At 62.6% G+C, this 14,645-nt stretch carries 15 protein-coding genes; 8 read left to right on the top strand and 7 right to left on the bottom strand.

Going from position 1 to position 14,645, the window contains the following annotated elements; all coding sequences use genetic code 11:
• Positions 1-38 precede the first annotated feature (38 nt).
• Genes atpA through ACJRPG_RS11790 form a run of 4 tightly spaced genes read left to right on the top strand, consistent with a single transcriptional unit; the run spans position 39 to position 4,426 of the window.
• Complete coding sequence (gene atpA, locus ACJRPG_RS11805) at positions 39-1,580, top strand: F0F1 ATP synthase subunit alpha (RefSeq protein WP_408000274.1); 1,542 nt, start codon at positions 39-41, stop codon at positions 1,578-1,580.
• A gap of 55 nt (positions 1,581-1,635) precedes the next feature.
• Positions 1,636-2,511 (top strand): F0F1 ATP synthase subunit gamma, encoded by an 876-nt coding sequence (gene atpG / locus ACJRPG_RS11800; protein WP_408000273.1) that lies wholly within the window; start codon positions 1,636-1,638, stop codon positions 2,509-2,511.
• A gap of 30 nt (positions 2,512-2,541) precedes the next feature.
• On the top strand, positions 2,542-3,942 hold the full coding sequence (gene atpD, locus ACJRPG_RS11795) for a F0F1 ATP synthase subunit beta (RefSeq protein ID WP_408000272.1): 1,401 nt from the start codon (positions 2,542-2,544) through the stop codon (positions 3,940-3,942).
• Between the two features lie 58 nt (positions 3,943-4,000).
• Positions 4,001-4,426, top strand: coding sequence for a F0F1 ATP synthase subunit epsilon (locus ACJRPG_RS11790; protein ID WP_408000271.1), 426 nt, complete (start codon positions 4,001-4,003; stop codon positions 4,424-4,426).
• Positions 4,427-4,664: 238 nt separating this feature from the next.
• Here ACJRPG_RS11790 and ACJRPG_RS11785 read toward each other — a convergent pair whose 3' ends face one another.
• On the bottom strand, positions 4,665-5,228 hold the full coding sequence (locus ACJRPG_RS11785; RefSeq protein ID WP_408000270.1) for a hypothetical protein: 564 nt from the start codon (positions 5,226-5,228) through the stop codon (positions 4,665-4,667).
• 102 nt (positions 5,229-5,330) lie between these two features.
• On the opposite strand from ACJRPG_RS11785, the gene ACJRPG_RS11780 reads away from it, so the two are divergent.
• Positions 5,331-5,720: a VOC family protein gene (locus tag ACJRPG_RS11780; protein ID WP_408000269.1), complete on the top strand. Its 390-nt coding sequence runs from the start codon at positions 5,331-5,333 to the stop codon at positions 5,718-5,720.
• 54 nt (positions 5,721-5,774) lie between these two features.
• Here the strand turns inward: ACJRPG_RS11780 and rsgA are convergent, their stop codons facing one another.
• The 6 genes from rsgA to ACJRPG_RS11750 all read right to left on the bottom strand — a co-directional run bounded on the left by rsgA (position 5,775) and on the right by ACJRPG_RS11750 (position 10,514).
• Entirely contained in the window at positions 5,775-6,830 is a 1,056-nt protein-coding gene (gene rsgA, locus ACJRPG_RS11775; RefSeq protein WP_408000268.1) for a ribosome small subunit-dependent GTPase A, read from the bottom strand.
• Positions 6,831-7,090: 260 nt separating this feature from the next.
• On the bottom strand, positions 7,091-7,456 hold the full coding sequence (gene speD, locus ACJRPG_RS11770) for an adenosylmethionine decarboxylase (RefSeq protein ID WP_408000267.1): 366 nt from the start codon (positions 7,454-7,456) through the stop codon (positions 7,091-7,093).
• Positions 7,453-7,623, bottom strand: coding sequence for a hypothetical protein (locus ACJRPG_RS11765; protein ID WP_408000266.1), 171 nt, complete (start codon positions 7,621-7,623; stop codon positions 7,453-7,455). The genes speD and ACJRPG_RS11765 overlap by 4 nt, the downstream gene beginning before the upstream one ends.
• Positions 7,620-9,077: a DUF4178 domain-containing protein gene (locus ACJRPG_RS11760; RefSeq protein ID WP_408000265.1), complete on the bottom strand. Its 1,458-nt coding sequence runs from the start codon at positions 9,075-9,077 to the stop codon at positions 7,620-7,622. Before ACJRPG_RS11760 ends, ACJRPG_RS11765 begins: the two co-directional genes overlap by 4 nt.
• 9 nt (positions 9,078-9,086) lie before the next feature.
• Positions 9,087-10,112: an SPFH domain-containing protein gene (locus tag ACJRPG_RS11755; RefSeq protein ID WP_408000264.1), complete on the bottom strand. Its 1,026-nt coding sequence runs from the start codon at positions 10,110-10,112 to the stop codon at positions 9,087-9,089.
• A gap of 15 nt (positions 10,113-10,127) precedes the next feature.
• Positions 10,128-10,514 (bottom strand): DUF350 domain-containing protein, encoded by a 387-nt coding sequence (locus ACJRPG_RS11750; protein ID WP_408000263.1) that lies wholly within the window; start codon positions 10,512-10,514, stop codon positions 10,128-10,130.
• A gap of 68 nt (positions 10,515-10,582) precedes the next feature.
• On the opposite strand from ACJRPG_RS11750, the gene ACJRPG_RS11745 reads away from it, so the two are divergent.
• The 3 genes from ACJRPG_RS11745 (at position 10,583) to ACJRPG_RS11735 (ending at position 14,613) form a co-directional block, all read left to right on the top strand.
• Positions 10,583-12,097: a polyamine aminopropyltransferase gene (locus ACJRPG_RS11745; RefSeq protein WP_408000505.1), complete on the top strand. Its 1,515-nt coding sequence runs from the start codon at positions 10,583-10,585 to the stop codon at positions 12,095-12,097.
• Positions 12,097-13,707 carry an NAD(P)-binding protein gene (locus ACJRPG_RS11740; protein ID WP_408000262.1) on the top strand — a complete coding sequence of 537 codons (1,611 nt, stop codon included), beginning with the start codon at positions 12,097-12,099 and terminating at the stop codon, positions 13,705-13,707. Before ACJRPG_RS11745 ends, ACJRPG_RS11740 begins: the two co-directional genes overlap by 1 nt.
• A gap of 63 nt (positions 13,708-13,770) precedes the next feature.
• Positions 13,771-14,613 carry a PPK2 family polyphosphate kinase gene (locus ACJRPG_RS11735; protein ID WP_408000261.1) on the top strand — a complete coding sequence of 281 codons (843 nt, stop codon included), beginning with the start codon at positions 13,771-13,773 and terminating at the stop codon, positions 14,611-14,613.
• Positions 14,614-14,645: the final 32 nt, after the last annotated feature.

Here is a 14,645-nt window from a genome sequence, read left to right as displayed (position 1 = left end):
ACCTCGCGCAAGCTGAGAGAAAACATTTAGGAGTTAGTATGCAACTCAACCCATCCGAAATCAGCGAGCTGATCAAGAGCCGGATCCAAGGCATTGATGGCGGCGCTGAAGTGCGCAATCAGGGCACGGTGATTTCCGTTGCCGACGGTATCTGCCGCATTCACGGTCTGTCCGATGTGATGCAAGGCGAGATGCTGGAATTCCCAGGCAATACCTTTGGCCTGGCCATGAACCTGGAACGTGATTCCGTCGGCGCCGTGATTCTGGGCGCTTACGAGCACATTTCCGAAGGCGACACCGTGAAGTGCACGGGCCGCATCCTGGAAGTGCCGGTCGGTCCAGAACTGCGTGGCCGCGTGGTCAACGCGCTGGGCCAGCCGATCGACGGCAAAGGCCCGATCGACACCAAGCTGACCTCGCCGATCGAAAAGATCGCTCCGGGCGTGATCGCCCGTGAGTCCGTGTCGCAGCCTATGCAGACCGGCCTGAAGTCGATCGACGCGATGGTGCCTATCGGCCGTGGCCAGCGTGAGCTGATCATCGGCGACCGCCAGACCGGTAAATCGGCCGTGGCAGTGGACGCCATCATCAACCAGAAGGGCCAGGGCATGACGTGTATCTACGTCGCCATCGGCCAGAAGGCGTCGACCATCAAGAACATCGTGCGTTCCCTGGAACAGCACGGCGCGCTGGAATACACCATCGTGGTGGCCGCATCCGCTTCCGAATCGGCAGCAATGCAGTACATCTCGGCCTACTCCGGCTGCACCATGGGCGAATACTTCCGCGACCGTGGTGAAGACGCCCTGATTGTGTACGATGACCTGTCCAAGCAAGCTGTGGCTTACCGCCAGATCTCGCTGCTGCTGCGCCGTCCACCAGGCCGTGAAGCTTACCCTGGCGACGTGTTCTACCTGCACAGCCGCCTGCTGGAGCGCGCAGCGCGCGTGAACGCCGACTACGTGTCCGCCTTCACCAACGGCGCCGTGACCGGCAAGACCGGTTCGCTGACCGCACTGCCGATCATCGAAACGCAAGCAGGCGACGTGTCCGCCTTCGTGCCGACCAACGTGATCTCGATTACCGACGGCCAGATCTTCCTGGAAACCTCGCTGTTCAACTCCGGTATCCGTCCTGCGATTAACGCAGGTATCTCGGTGTCCCGCGTGGGTGGTGCAGCGCAGACCAAGGTGATCAAGGGCCTGTCCGGCGGTATCCGTACCGACCTGGCGCAGTACCGTGAGCTGGCTGCGTTCGCGCAGTTCGCTTCCGACCTGGACGAATCGACCCGCAAGCAGCTGGACCGCGGCGCACGTGTTACCGAACTGCTGAAGCAGGCTCAGTACTCGCCGCTGTCGATCTCCCTGATGGGCGCTTCCCTGTTCGCAGTGAACAAGGGCTTCCTGGACGACGTGCCGGTCAAGCAAGTGCTGTCCTTCGAAGCCGGCCTGCACTCGTACCTGAAGACCAAGCAAGCTGCCCTGCTGGCCAAGATCGAAGAAACCAAGCAACTGGACAAAGACGGCGAAGCTGCGCTGTCGGCCGCCATCGCTGATTTCAAGAAATCCGGCGCATTTTAAGCGGTCTGGCGGTCTCCCCGGAGACCGCCTTCACGCGCAGAAGGAGTAAGGACTCATGGCAGTAGGCAAAGAGATACGTGGCAAGATCAAGAGCGTAGAGAATACGAAGAAGATCACCAAGGCGATGGAAATGGTCGCCGCATCGAAAATGCGCAAGGCGCAGGATCGCATGCGCGCCGCCCGTCCCTACAGTGACAAGATTCGTAATATCGCCTCTAATCTGGCGGCCGCCAATCCGGAATACACGCACCCGTTCCTGGCCGATGCCCAGGGTACGGAAGCCAAGGCAGTGGGCTTCATCATCGTTACGACCGACAAGGGTCTGTGCGGTGGCCTGAACACCAACGTTCTGCGTATGGTGACGTCGAAGACCCGCGAGCTGGAAGCAGCTGGCAACAAGATTGAAGCAGTCGCAATTGGTAATAAAGGTTTGGGCTTCCTGAACCGCGTGGGCGTTCCCGTGATCGCGCAAGCAACCCAGATCGGCGATACGCCGCACCTGGACAAGCTGATCGGCCCGGTGAAGGTCATGCTGGAGAAATTCCAGGAAGGCAAACTCGACGCAGTTTACCTGTGCTACACCAAGTTCATCAACACGATGAAGCAGGAACCGATGGTTCAGCAGCTGCTGCCGCTGACGGCGGACGCAAAGCAGGCCGACAAAGGTGCCCACCAGTGGGATTACATCTACGAGCCGGACGCTGCAACCGTGATCGATGAACTGCTGGAGCGCTATGTTGAAGCGCTGGTGTACCAGGCGGTAGCGGAGAACCTGGCATCCGAGCAATCGGCGCGTATGGTTGCGATGAAAGCCGCATCCGACAACGCCGGTAACGTGATCGGTGAACTGAAGCTGGTCTACAACAAGACCCGCCAGGCTGCAATTACCAAAGAACTGTCCGAAATCGTCGCCGGTGCGGCAGCGGTTTAAACGAATTTAACTATATTTGAAGGAACGAACATGGCTGATGGCAAAATCGTTCAGTGTATCGGCGCTGTGGTGGACGTGGAGTTCCCACGCAACGCGATGCCTAAGGTTTTTGACGCGCTGAAAATGGAAGGCTCCGAGCTGACCCTGGAAGTGCAACAGCAGTTGGGTGACGGCGTGGTCCGTACCATTGCACTGGGCTCCTCCGACGGTCTGCGTCGCGGCATGAGCATCCAGAACACCGGCAAACCAATCATGGTGCCGGTTGGTAAGGCAACCCTGGGCCGTATTATGGACGTGCTGGGCAACCCGATCGACGAGTGCGGTCCAGTTGCGCACGACCAGATCGCCTCGATCCACCGCGTGGCCCCTGCGTACGACGAACTGTCGCCGTCGCAAGACCTGCTGGAAACCGGCATTAAGGTTATTGACCTGGTCTGCCCGTTCGCTAAGGGCGGCAAGGTCGGTCTGTTCGGCGGTGCAGGTGTGGGCAAGACCGTGAACATGATGGAACTGATCAACAACATCGCTAAAGCGCACTCGGGCCTGTCCGTGTTCGCCGGTGTTGGTGAGCGTACCCGTGAAGGTAACGACTTCTACCACGAAATGGCCGACGCCAAAGTGGTGGACCTGGAAAACCCGGCCAACTCGAAAGTGGCCATGGTGTACGGCCAGATGAACGAACCGCCAGGCAACCGTCTGCGCGTGGCGCTGACCGGCCTGACCATCGCCGAGTCCTTCCGTGACGAAGGCCGTGACGTGCTGTTCTTCGTGGACAACATCTACCGCTTCACGCTGGCCGGTACCGAAGTGTCCGCACTGCTGGGCCGTATGCCTTCCGCAGTGGGCTACCAGCCGACCCTGGCCGAAGAAATGGGCCGCCTGCAGGAACGTATTACCTCGACCAAGACCGGCTCGATCACCTCGATCCAGGCCGTGTACGTGCCAGCGGATGACTTGACCGACCCGTCGCCTGCGACCACCTTCGGCCACCTGGATTCGACCGTCGTTCTGTCGCGTGACATCGCTGCACTGGGTATCTACCCTGCAGTGGACCCGCTGGACTCGACCTCGCGCCAGCTGGACCCGCTGGTCGTGGGCCAGGAGCACTACGATACCGCGCGCGCCGTGCAGGGCACCCTGCAGCGCTACAAGGAACTGCGCGACATCATCGCGATTCTGGGCATGGACGAACTGGCGCCGGAAGACAAGCTGCTGGTGGCGCGTGCACGTAAGATGCAGCGTTTCCTGTCGCAGCCGTTCCACGTTGCTGAAGTGTTTACCGGTTCCCCAGGTAAATACGTGTCGCTGAAAGATACGATCAAGGGCTTCAAGATGATCGCATCGGGCGAACTCGATCACCTGCCGGAACAAGCGTTCTACATGGTTGGCACGATCGAAGAAGCCATCGAAAAAGCCAAGAAGCTCAACTAATCGTTGCGCGGCGGCCCGGTCTTGCTGACCGGGCCGTGTTACCCCGATAGGACAAACAATGGCAAATACGATTCACGTTGATGTGGTCTCCGCGGAAGAGCAGATCTTCTCCGGCGAAGCCACCTTCGTCGCGTTGCCGGGCGAACAGGGCGAGCTGGGTATCTACCCGAAGCACACGCCGCTGATCACCCGCATCCGTCCGGGCGCGGTGCGCATCCAGGTGCCAGGCCAGGCTGAAGAAGAGTTCGTCTTCGTCGCCGGCGGCCTGCTGGAAGTGCAGCCGAACGCCGTGACGGTGCTGGCCGACACCGCGATCCGTGGTCACGACCTGGACGAAGCGAAAGCGCAGGCCGCCAAGAAACTGGCGGAAGAGAACCTGCTGAACAACAAGACCGGCATCGACTACGCGAAAGCGCAAGCCGAACTGGCAGCGGCCATCGGCCAGCTGGCAGCGATCGCCAAACTGCGCCAGACCAAGCACTGATCAGCGCGCAGCAGCAAGCAAAAAGGCAGCCCCGGCTGCCTTTTTTATTGCTTAAAAATTGGGACAGACCCTATTTTTTGAAATCAGGGTCCGTCCCCATGCCTTTACCTATAGGGCGCATGCCGCAGAGGCTGCTGGCCGGGCCGGGCGGCACGTATCAATTCTCCTATGAGCGAAGAAATTGGGGACGGACCCGGATTTTGGAAATCCGGGTCTGTCCCCAATTTACAGGCAACTTTTAGCTGCAGAGGCCGTAGGCTTTGCGCTCTTCGAACCAGCGGTAGGTGAAGGTGCGCACGGGGTACTTGGTGCCGGCGATGACGGCATATGGGGGAACCAGGTCGAAGCGCTGGGGCAGCTTGCCGTTCAGCCGCAGGGTGACGCGCCACTGGGTTTCGTCGGCGCTGGCCACGGCGATCAGCAGGCCGGGCACGCCATCCACTACCTCCACCATCTCGGCGCGCGTGTTCGTCGCGCGCTGGTAGAAATTCACGACCTTTGCCTTCTGAATCACCGGGCCGTTCGGCTCCGTCACGTTGTAGGCGCGGGTGGTGAATTGCAGCTGCGTCGTGCGCGGCAGCATATAAGTTATCCCCAGGTCCAGGCTGCCGTCCGCCTGGGTAACCGGCGCCGTCGCCGAGATCTTGATGCCGCGCGGTAGCAGGAACTGGTTGCCTTCCTGCCACGTCTTGCATTCGGGTGTCGCCGCCATATACAGCGGCTCCGGTGTATAGCTTTCGCCGCAGGCGGAAAGTACGAATGGCAGAGCGAGCAGGATATAGCGGCGCATGGGGGATTTCACATTGATTCCAGAGGCCATAGTTTACCTTATCGGGCGTCGCCGGAATACGCTAAGTGGTAGGCTCATTAACCAATAGTTCCCGCCAACTGAATTGAGGTTTCCATGATTCATCACCTGGGTTTTGTGGTCTCCGATTTTGTGCGGAGCATGCCTTTATATGACGCCTGCCTGAATCCGCTCGGAATCCGGCGAATAGAAACCGATATGGATTGGGCTATTTGGGCGCCTGATAGCGGAATGCCTTTTATCTGGATCGGCTCGGAAATACCGAGCTACTGGAAGGCCACTTATCAGGCCGGCCAGGCGCCCATGCATCTTGCGCTCTCCGCTTCCAATCGCGAGGAGGTGGACCGTTTCTACGCCGGCGCCCTCGAGCACGGCGCGCAGGATAACGGTCCGCCCGGTCCGCGCACCGGACACGGCAGTTACTACAGCGCCTTCATCATCGACCTCGACGGCAACAATATCGAGGCTACGGCACGGGACGACTGAGCGCAGACAATGCCAGCTTCCAGCGCAATCGCGCCAGAAGCTGGCGCAAACAGCCTAGCTGCGCTTCTGCCGGCCACGCTCCGCCGCTGCTTTGCCGAGGACTTTCCACTTCGACCGTTCGGCGATGCGTTCCAGCGGCGTCTGCTGGCTGCGCCGCACTTCGCGCAGCAGCTTGTGGTAGTTCCTGAGCCGGTCCGGGTCGATGGCATCCCGCACCGCGCAGCCTGGTTCCAGCTCGTGCTGGCAGTCGCGGAACTGGCATTCGGCCGCCAGCGATTCGATATCGTCAAATGTCGCCGCCAGCGTTTCTTCATCCGCATCCGGACGCCAGGTTCTTAATCCCGGCGTATCGATAATGCAGCCGCCATTTGCACATAAATGAAGAGAACGCGCCGTGGTGGTATGGCGGCCGCGTCCGTCTCCTTTTCTGGTGCCGCCGGTTTCCTGGTTTGCCTGGGATAAGGTATTGGTTAATGTCGATTTACCGGTGCCCGATGCGCCCAATAAACAAACCGTCTGCCCATTTCCCAGCCAGGGACTTAATTGCACCAGCGCGTCCGCGCTTAATCCATTCACGGCAATAAGCGGAATGGAAGAGGGCAGGCGCTGCTGCAATTCGACCTGGCGCGCTTCCACATCCTGGCCGATATCCGCCTTGGTCAGCACGGCTACCGGCGCCACGCCGGCCGCCTGCACCAGCGCGATATAGCGTTCCAGGCGCCGGATATTGAAGTCGTGGTCCAGTCCCATCACCAGCAGTGCGGTGTCGATATTGCTCGCCAGCGATTGCCGCCGGCCGTCATTGGCACGGCGCGCGAGGTGGTTGAAAGGCTCCAGCTGCTGAGTTATCCACAGCTCGCCCTGCTCGCGCAAGTCCACGCCCACCCAGTCGCCGACCGCCAGGCTGACGTCCTGCGCCGTCAGTTCCACCAGCAGCCGGGGCAGGGCGCGCGCCGGCCATTCGCCCGCGCCGTCGTGCACGGTAAGCCAGTCGCGCTGCACCTCGGTGACGCGCATCAGCAGCGTGCCCTCATGGAGTGTCGCCAGCTGCGAGGCGATGGAGTTGTTCAGTCCGATACTACGTAGTGATTCAAAATCGATCTCGATCATTTGAGTTGGTATTCCCGAATTCGGTTTTGCCCGCGACGTGCGGGCACAAGCCGCCGCAGCAATGCGGCAACGCGAAAAGACAGGGGGAGGTCGGCGCGCGGATCAGGCGCGGCTCAACACCAGCTCAAACAGGAAGTATGAAGGAAAGCTGAGGCGCAGCGATCAGGCTGCCGACAGGAGGGCAATGTCCACGGCTTGCATAGTTTGTCTCCTGAAAAAAGTTGAATGGATGCTTATGTTGCCGCAGTTACAGGCAAGCGTCAATTGTTTTGCTCGCGCCGCTGCACGGTGCGTACCGCGCAGGCGCCGGGCCGCAGCCGCTCCCGCAGCACGGCCAGCGCGGCCAGCGGGTCGCAGTCGCCGCACATGAAGATGTCCGCAGCCGCAAAGCCTGCTTCCGGCCAGGTGTGGATCGAAATATGCGATTCCGCCAGCAGCACCACGCCCGTCACGCCCTGGCCGCTGCCGAAGGAGTGGAAGTGGCTGTGCAGGATGGTGGCGCCCGCCGCCAGCGCCGCCTCGCGCAGCAGGGCGTCGAAGGCGGCCGGGTTCGTCAGCAGCTCGCCGGCCACGCCGGACAGGTCCGCCAGCACATGGGTGCCCGCTGCCGCAAAGACCTGGCTCATTTGTGGCCCCCGCCGCCGCCCCAGCTGCCGCCGCCGCTGTTCGAGGACCAGCTGCTGCCGCTGCCGCGGTACCAGGAGCGCCCGCCGCCATCCGAGAACATGGAGGCCCAGCTGCTGCAGGTGCTCAGCGTCATCACGCAGAGAATGTAGACGATGTACTTCTTCATGATGGGTCGTTCGAATCGAGGAAGATCGCCGGCAGGTAGATGGCGAGCGCCGCCAGCGCGGTGTACACCAGGGTGCTGGAAAAAGCGAACATCAAGGGCACGGCATTCAGGCCAAGCAGCATCCACAGGCACTTCTTAGCAGCATCGCGGTAGCCATTGGAAACGTTCAGCGTGCCGGTCTTGCGCTGCTTGCCGCCGGGCAGCTTGAAGGCCATGCGCACTTGGTCGTCCGACAGCGGCACGGACAGCGACCATGTGACCTCTTCCGCGGTACGCTCCATCGCCAGCGAAGCGTTGCCATGCTTGTATTCGCTGACGGTGGTGCTCTCGCCCGCCTTCACGCGCCAGTTAAAGGCGCCAGCGGCAAAGATAACGGCTGCGGAATAGGTGTACTGGTGCTTGAAGCTGAGGTTCCCGAAGCGCATCACTTTGTGGTCCGAGGCGTCCTGCTCCGGCCATTTATCCAGCACAGCCGCGCGGAACCAGCCGTCGCCGGTTTCCACCAGCCAGCTAAAGCCGTCACGCGCGGAGTACATCAGGTATTCGGTCCAATTGTCTTCGCCGTCACTGCGCCGCATCACACCGATAATGCGCAAGGCGTCACCGGACAGATGGCCTTCCGCGCCAAGCGGCACGGTTTGGCCTACGCTTTCCCACTGCACGCCGGCGGCCAACACTTTGGCTTCCGGCGACGCGGCGTCAATCTGGCTGCGGCAGCTCTGGCAGACCAGCGTCGCCGTCATGCCCGGCAGGTAGCTGATGGCGGTGCCGCAGGAGGGGCAGTTGAGCGCAGCCAGCTTGCCGCGGTAGCGGCCGGCGCTGCGCAATATTGCGTCCTCGTCGCGCAGCAGCTGGAAGTGGAAATCCGCCAGCTTGCCGGCGCGGCCGGCGTACAGCTGGGGTGTGCCGTCATCGCCGTAGTCCAGCGTGAGGAATTTGTCCGTATGGCGCAGGTCCGCTACATGCGTGGTCCAGCCGGTCTCCACGGGGAACGGCAGCTCGCCCTGGGCTGCCACGCATTGCGCCTCGCGCACATCGCTGACGGTATAGGACACGCCGCCGATCAGCTGCTGTCCGTTGGGCGTCAGCGCCTTGAAGGGCGGCAGCGGGCCGGTATCGTCTGCTTGTTGCGTCACCATATACTGGCCGGAGGCATCGCCCAGCCAGCCGGCCGCGCCGTCATCGAACAGCAGGTACCACTCGTTCCACAAGCCGTCCGTATAGCGCAGCTGGATGCGGCCGACGACCGTGAAGCCGCGTTCATCCAGGCGCCCGCTGCTGCCGATCTGGATCGGCGAATAGTCTTCCAGTACTGCGGAAATCTTGCCGAGATCGCGAACGCTATCGGCGTCCTTCAGCACGCGGGTGTTGCAGTACTCGCACACAGCCATGACGGCCGCGTGCGAGCGGAAACGGACCTCGGCGCCGCAGCCGGGGCAGGAAACGATCTGCATGCGCCGCCGTCAGCCGATCAGCTTCTTGAGCAGCTCGGCCTTGGCGCTGTCGTAGTCGGCGGGAGAGATCAGGCCTTTGTCGAGCAGGGACTTGAGCTTTTCCAGGCGGGCCTCGACCGGTTCTTCGGCGGCAGGCGCTGCTGCAGGCGCGGCGCCGGGCATCGAGGTGCCGAAAGCCTGGCCGATCGCCTGGCCCACGGCCACGCCCGCGCCGAGGCCTGCGCCCATGCCCGCCAGTCCGCCTTCGTTGCCCGCCGCCAGCGGCACCGACTCGGCCACCTGGAAGCGCGTATAGCCCGCCATCTTGTCCGCGCCGAGGCTGCCCTTCATGCCGGCCGCAATGCGCGCATCCAGCGCGGCCTGCAGTTCTTCCGGCAGGCTGACGCTGGCCACATTGAACTCGTCCAGGCCGATGCCGTAACGCGCGAAGGCGTCGGCCAGGTCGCCCTTGACCTCGTTCGCCATCAGGCCCTGGTTGGCTGCCATGTCGAGGAAAGGCACGGCGGCGCTGCCCAGCGAGGTGGCCATGGTGGACAGCAGGATGCCTCGCAGCTGCTCTTCCACGTGGTCGCGCGTGTAGACTTCGCGCGTGCCGCTCAGTTCGGTAAAGAACTTGCGGGCGTCGGCCAGGCGGTAGGAATACATGCCGAAGGCGCGCACGCGGATCATGTCGAAATCCTTGTCGCGGATGGTGATCGGCTGCGGCGTGCCCCATTTACGGCCGGTCTGCACGCGGGTGCTGAAGAAGTACACATCGGATTTGAACGGCGAATCGAACAGCTTGTCCCAGTTCTTCAGGTTGGTGAGCACCGGCAGGGTCTGGGTGGTGAGCTTGTGCGTGCCGGGGCCGAACACGTCGGCGATCTGGCCCTCGTTAACGAAGACGGCCACCTGCGATTCGCGCACCACCAGCACCGCGCCGTTCTGGATCTCGAAGTCCTGCATCGGATAGCGCCAGGCCAGCACGCCTTCGGTCTCTTCGTTCCATTGCAGTACGTCGATAAACTGCTTCTTGATAAAACTTCCGATACCCATGATGTTTCCTTCGATTCAGGAGATGCAGGCGGCGTTGATACCGCCGACGGACAATGAAATGGCGCCCAGCAGTGCACCGAAGGCGCTGTTGCCGCCCTCGATCTGGTCCTTGGCCATGCGCAGCATGTAGGTGACAACGATATAGACGGCAAACTGCACCAGCATGGCGCCGGCGGCCCAGGCGAAGAACTCCTGGTAATTCGAGGTGTGCAGCAGGCTGGACGCGATCGTCAGCGAGAAGCCCAGCATGGCGCCGCCGAGCGTCAGCGCCGCGGCGTGGTTGCCCTGGCGTATCAGCGTCATCTCGTCGAAAGGCGTGAGCCAGGTGTAAGCCTTGAAGAACACGATCAGCAAAACTGCTGCCAGGAACAGGTGAATTACGTAGTTGACGATGGCGGTCACATCACTCCCCGAAGGCTTTGGTCTATAGTAGTAAGTTGATAAGCAAAAACATATTAGAACAAAAGCGCCTGATGAACAAAAAAATTCTGATCCTGTCCGTTTTCGTTGTCGCGTCCTGCGGACTGGCTTACGAATTGATAGCCGGAGCACTGTCGAGCTACCTGCTGGGCGATTCCGTGCTGCAGTTTTCCACGGTGATCGGCTGCTACCTGTTCGCCATGGGCGTTGGCGCCCATTTCTCGAAGTATGTGCGCGACGAGGATGTGCTGGCGCGCTTTGTCGATATCGAGCTGGCCGTGGGGCTGGTGGGCGGCGTGTCGGCGGCCCTGCTGTTCCTGTCCTATTCCTGGCTGGCTGCGCCCTTCCGGGTGATGCTGTACACCATCGTGTTCCTGATCGGCATGTTCGTCGGCATGGAAGTGCCGCTGGTGATGCGCGCGCTGAATGCGCGGCAGACCCAGTTCAGCGAACTGGTCAGCCGGGTGCTGACCTTCGACTACTTGGGCGCGCTCGCGGTGTCGCTGCTGTTCCCGCTGGTGCTGGCGCCGCACCTGGGACTGGTGCGTTCCAGCTTCCTGTTCGGCATGCTGAACGTGGGCGTGGCGATCTGGACCATTCGCGTGTTCCGCGCCGAACTGCAGGCACATACGGGCCGCCTGCTGCGCGCCTTCGGCGTGCTGGCGGTGCTGGCGCTGGGCTTCGCAGGTTCCGACCGGCTTACGCACTGGGGCGAGCAGGGCCTGTTCGGCGACCAGATCGTGTATGCCACCAGCACGCCATACCAGCGGCTGGTGGTCACGCACTGGAAGGACGATTTGCGTCTCTACATCAACGGCAACCTGCAGTTTTCGTCGCGCGACGAACACCGTTATCACGAGGCGCTCGTGCATCCGCTGATGGAACGCCTGCCGTGGGCACGCCGCGTGCTGATCCTCGGCGGCGGCGACGGCCTGGCGCTGCGCGAAGTGCTGCGCTACCCGAATATTGAACAGGCCACGCTGGTGGACCTCGATCCGGCGATGACCAAAGCCTTTGCCAGCCGCGAGGAGCTGGTGAAGCTGAACAAGGGCGCCTTGAACGACAAGCGCGCGCGCGTCATCAATGCAGATGCCGCGGTGTGGCTGCAGCAGACGCAGGAGATGTTCGATGCCGTGATTGTCGATTTCCCCGATCCGTCCAGCTTCGCGCTGGGCAAGCTGTATTCCGTGCCCTTCTATTCGGTGCTGCGCAAGCATCTGGCCGAGCGCGGCATGGCAGTAGTGCAGGCAACCTCGCCGTACTTTGCCCCGCATGCCTACTGGACCGTGGACGCCACGCTGCGCGAGGTCGGTTTCCACACTTCGCCTTACCACACCTATGTGCCTTCCTTCGGCGACTGGGGCTTTATCCTGGCGTCGTCGGCGCCCGGCTACACGCCGCCGCAGCAATACCGGCTGCCGATGCGCTACCTGAATGCGCAGACCACGCAGCAGATGTTCGAGTTCCCGCCCGATATGAAGCGCCTGGACATGCCGCCCAACCGGCTCAACACGCAGTCGCTGGTCCACGAGTTCGAGCAGGACTGGCGCAGGACCATACGCTGATGCAGCGGCGTTCCTTCCTGTTGTGGGGCGGCGCCAGCGCGCTGGTCGGCGGGGGCAGCATCGCCGCCTACCGGCACTGGCATGAGATCGATCCCGCCGTGCACGCGCCCGGACGGCTTGAGGGCCACTTCCTGCGCGACCGCAAGGCCTTGCCTGCGCCGTCGCGCGTGATTGAGGCCGACATCGCCATCTTCGGCTCCGGCATCGCAGGCCTGACGGCGGCGTGGAAGCTGGCGCGCGAAGGCGCTCGTGACGCCATCATGATCGATGGCCCGGAGGCCAACGGCAACGCAGCCGGCGGCGCTTATGGCGATCTGGCCTATCCAACCGGCGCGCATTACCTGCCTATTCCATCCACGGAATGCGTGCATGTGCGCGAAATACTCGCCGACCTGGGCGTGCTGCAGGGCGACCACCTTGCCGAGAAGCCGCAATACGATGAGCGCTTCCTGCTGCATGCGCCTGCCGAGCGCCTGCTGTATGAAGGGCGCTGGCAGGAAGGCCTGCTGCCGCACGAAGGCGTGGCGGACGCCGAGCTGGCCGAACACCAGCGTTTCCTCGCGCAGATGGACCAGCTGCGCACCCGGCGCGGCGCCGACGGGCGGCGCGTGTTCGTATTTCCGGCAGCGCTGGCCTCGCGCGATCCGGCATGGCTGGCGCTGGACCGCATCAGCTTCGCGCAGTGGCTGGACCAGCAGGGCTACCGCGCGCCCACGCTGCGCTGGTATGCCGATTATTGCTGCCGCGACGATTACGGTGCGCTGGCAAGCGAGGTTTCGGCCTGGGCCGGACTGCAGTATTTTTGCGGCCGGGGCGGGCTGGCATCGAACAGCGAAGCGGGTGCATGGCTGACCTGGCCGGGCGGGCTGGCGCCGCTGGCGGAAGGGCTGGCCGCCAAGTCGGGCATCCGCCGCGAAAGCGGCACCGCCGTATCGCTGGAAGCGAAGGGCGCAGGCGTGGAAGCACTGTGCTTCCGCATCGTCGACGGCCAGCCGCAAACGTATCTGGTCAAGACACGCGAGGCCATCTGCGCCATGCCGCTGTTCGTTGCGGCGCGCGTGGTGAAGGGCATCGGCAGCATGGGCTTCGATCCTGCGCAGCATCTGCCGCCATACCGGCCCTGGCTGGTCAGCAATTTCCTCCTCAACCGCTTCCCGCAGGAGAAAGCCGAGGCGCCGCTGTCCTGGGATAACGTGGTCTATGGCGGGGAAGGCCTGGGCTACGTGGTCTCCACCCACCAGGACCTGCGCCAGATGCCGCCCGCGAAAACCGTTTTCACCTCCTACGTGGCGCTGGCCGGGCAGGATGCCGCGGCGGCCCGCCGCTGGATGGACCAGGCCGGCGGCGATGAATTGCTGGAACTGGCAAGCAGGGATCTGGCGGTGGCTTATGGCGGCAATTTCCGCTACGCCGTGGAGCGTGTGGACATTACCTTGCGCGCCCATGCGATGGCCGCGCCTGCGCCCGGCTTCCTCGGCAATCCAGGCCTGGCAGCGCTACGCGCTCAGCGTGGACCGATCCTGTTCGCGCACGCCGACCTGAGCAGCTATTCGGTGTTCGAGGAAGCGTCGTGGTGGGGCTATCAGGCCGCACTGCGGGCTCTGGGGTAGGCTGTGCGACGGCCGCAGCGCAGTTTTGCTACGCTGACAGCATCGATAACTCCCCTGCAAGCCATGCAAGCCTGCGAACTGTTCCGTGCCGGCCCCAAACTGAAACTGCGCGACGCCGATGCGGGCCGTACGCCGCTGAGCGCTTCCGCACGTCCGGGCAACAAGCACCTGGCGGCGGCGGATATCAAGGAATTGGACAAGGATGCCGCCCGCGACCTCGGCCAGCGCATTGCCATGCTGCAGCCAATGCTGTTCGCCGAACGCCGGCGCAGGCTGCTGCTGATCCTGCAGGGCACGGATACGTCCGGCAAGGACGGCGCCGTCAAGGCCCTGTTCGACTATGTGAACCCGATGGGGCTGCGTCCGGTGGCATTCAAGGCGCCGACCGAGATCGAAAAATCCCATGACTACCTGTGGCGCGTGCACAAGGAAGTGCCGCAGGCAGGCGAGATTGCCGTCTTCAACCGCAGCCACTACGAAGACGTGCTGATCACGCGCGTGCAGGGCTGGATCGGCACGGCCGAATGCAAGCGGCGTTACGCGCAGATCCGCGATTTTGAGCGAATGTTGGCGCAGACTGGCACCACGATCGTCAAAATCTTCCTGCACATTTCGAAGACCGAGCAGAAGGAGCGCCTGCAGGAGCGGCTGGACGATCCGGAAAAGCAGTGGAAGTTCGACCCCGCCGACCTGGAGCAGCGCGAGAAATGGGACGACTACCAGCGCGCTTACGAACGGGCCATCACCGAAACCGATGCCGATCATGCGCCCTGGTACATCGTGCCCGCGGATTCCAAGCCCCACCGCAATATCGCCGTCGCCAGCATCCTGCTCGAAACGCTGCAGGGCATGAAGCTGAAATGGCCTGCGCCAAACCCGGAACTGGCGAGGGTGCGCATCAAATAGGCGGCCTGCACGGCATGGCGCTCTGTGGCATA

This window comes from Pseudoduganella rhizocola (assembly GCF_045984285.3).
Taxonomy (GTDB): domain Bacteria; phylum Pseudomonadota; class Gammaproteobacteria; order Burkholderiales; family Burkholderiaceae_D; genus Rugamonas.
This window is presented reverse-complemented; position numbering and strand designations above follow the sequence as displayed.

Excerpts from the sequence above, each read along its gene's own strand:
- atpA (WP_408000274.1), top strand. The coding sequence starts at position 39 with ATGCAACTCAACCCATCCGAAATCAGCGAGCTGATCAAGAGCCGGATC.
- atpG (WP_408000273.1), top strand. The coding sequence starts at position 1,636 with ATGGCAGTAGGCAAAGAGATACGTGGCAAGATCAAGAGCGTAGAGAAT.
- atpD (WP_408000272.1), top strand. The coding sequence starts at position 2,542 with ATGGCTGATGGCAAAATCGTTCAGTGTATCGGCGCTGTGGTGGACGTG.
- ACJRPG_RS11790 (WP_408000271.1), top strand. The coding sequence starts at position 4,001 with ATGGCAAATACGATTCACGTTGATGTGGTCTCCGCGGAAGAGCAGATC.
- ACJRPG_RS11780 (WP_408000269.1), top strand. The coding sequence starts at position 5,331 with ATGATTCATCACCTGGGTTTTGTGGTCTCCGATTTTGTGCGGAGCATG.
- rsgA (WP_408000268.1), bottom strand. The coding sequence starts at position 6,830 with ATGATCGAGATCGATTTTGAATCACTACGTAGTATCGGACTGAACAAC.
- speD (WP_408000267.1), bottom strand. The coding sequence starts at position 7,456 with ATGAGCCAGGTCTTTGCGGCAGCGGGCACCCATGTGCTGGCGGACCTG.
- ACJRPG_RS11765 (WP_408000266.1), bottom strand. The coding sequence starts at position 7,623 with ATGAAGAAGTACATCGTCTACATTCTCTGCGTGATGACGCTGAGCACC.
- ACJRPG_RS11760 (WP_408000265.1), bottom strand. The coding sequence starts at position 9,077 with ATGCAGATCGTTTCCTGCCCCGGCTGCGGCGCCGAGGTCCGTTTCCGC.
- ACJRPG_RS11755 (WP_408000264.1), bottom strand. The coding sequence starts at position 10,112 with ATGGGTATCGGAAGTTTTATCAAGAAGCAGTTTATCGACGTACTGCAA.
- ACJRPG_RS11740 (WP_408000262.1), top strand. The coding sequence starts at position 12,097 with ATGCAGCGGCGTTCCTTCCTGTTGTGGGGCGGCGCCAGCGCGCTGGTC.
- ACJRPG_RS11735 (WP_408000261.1), top strand. The coding sequence starts at position 13,771 with ATGCAAGCCTGCGAACTGTTCCGTGCCGGCCCCAAACTGAAACTGCGC.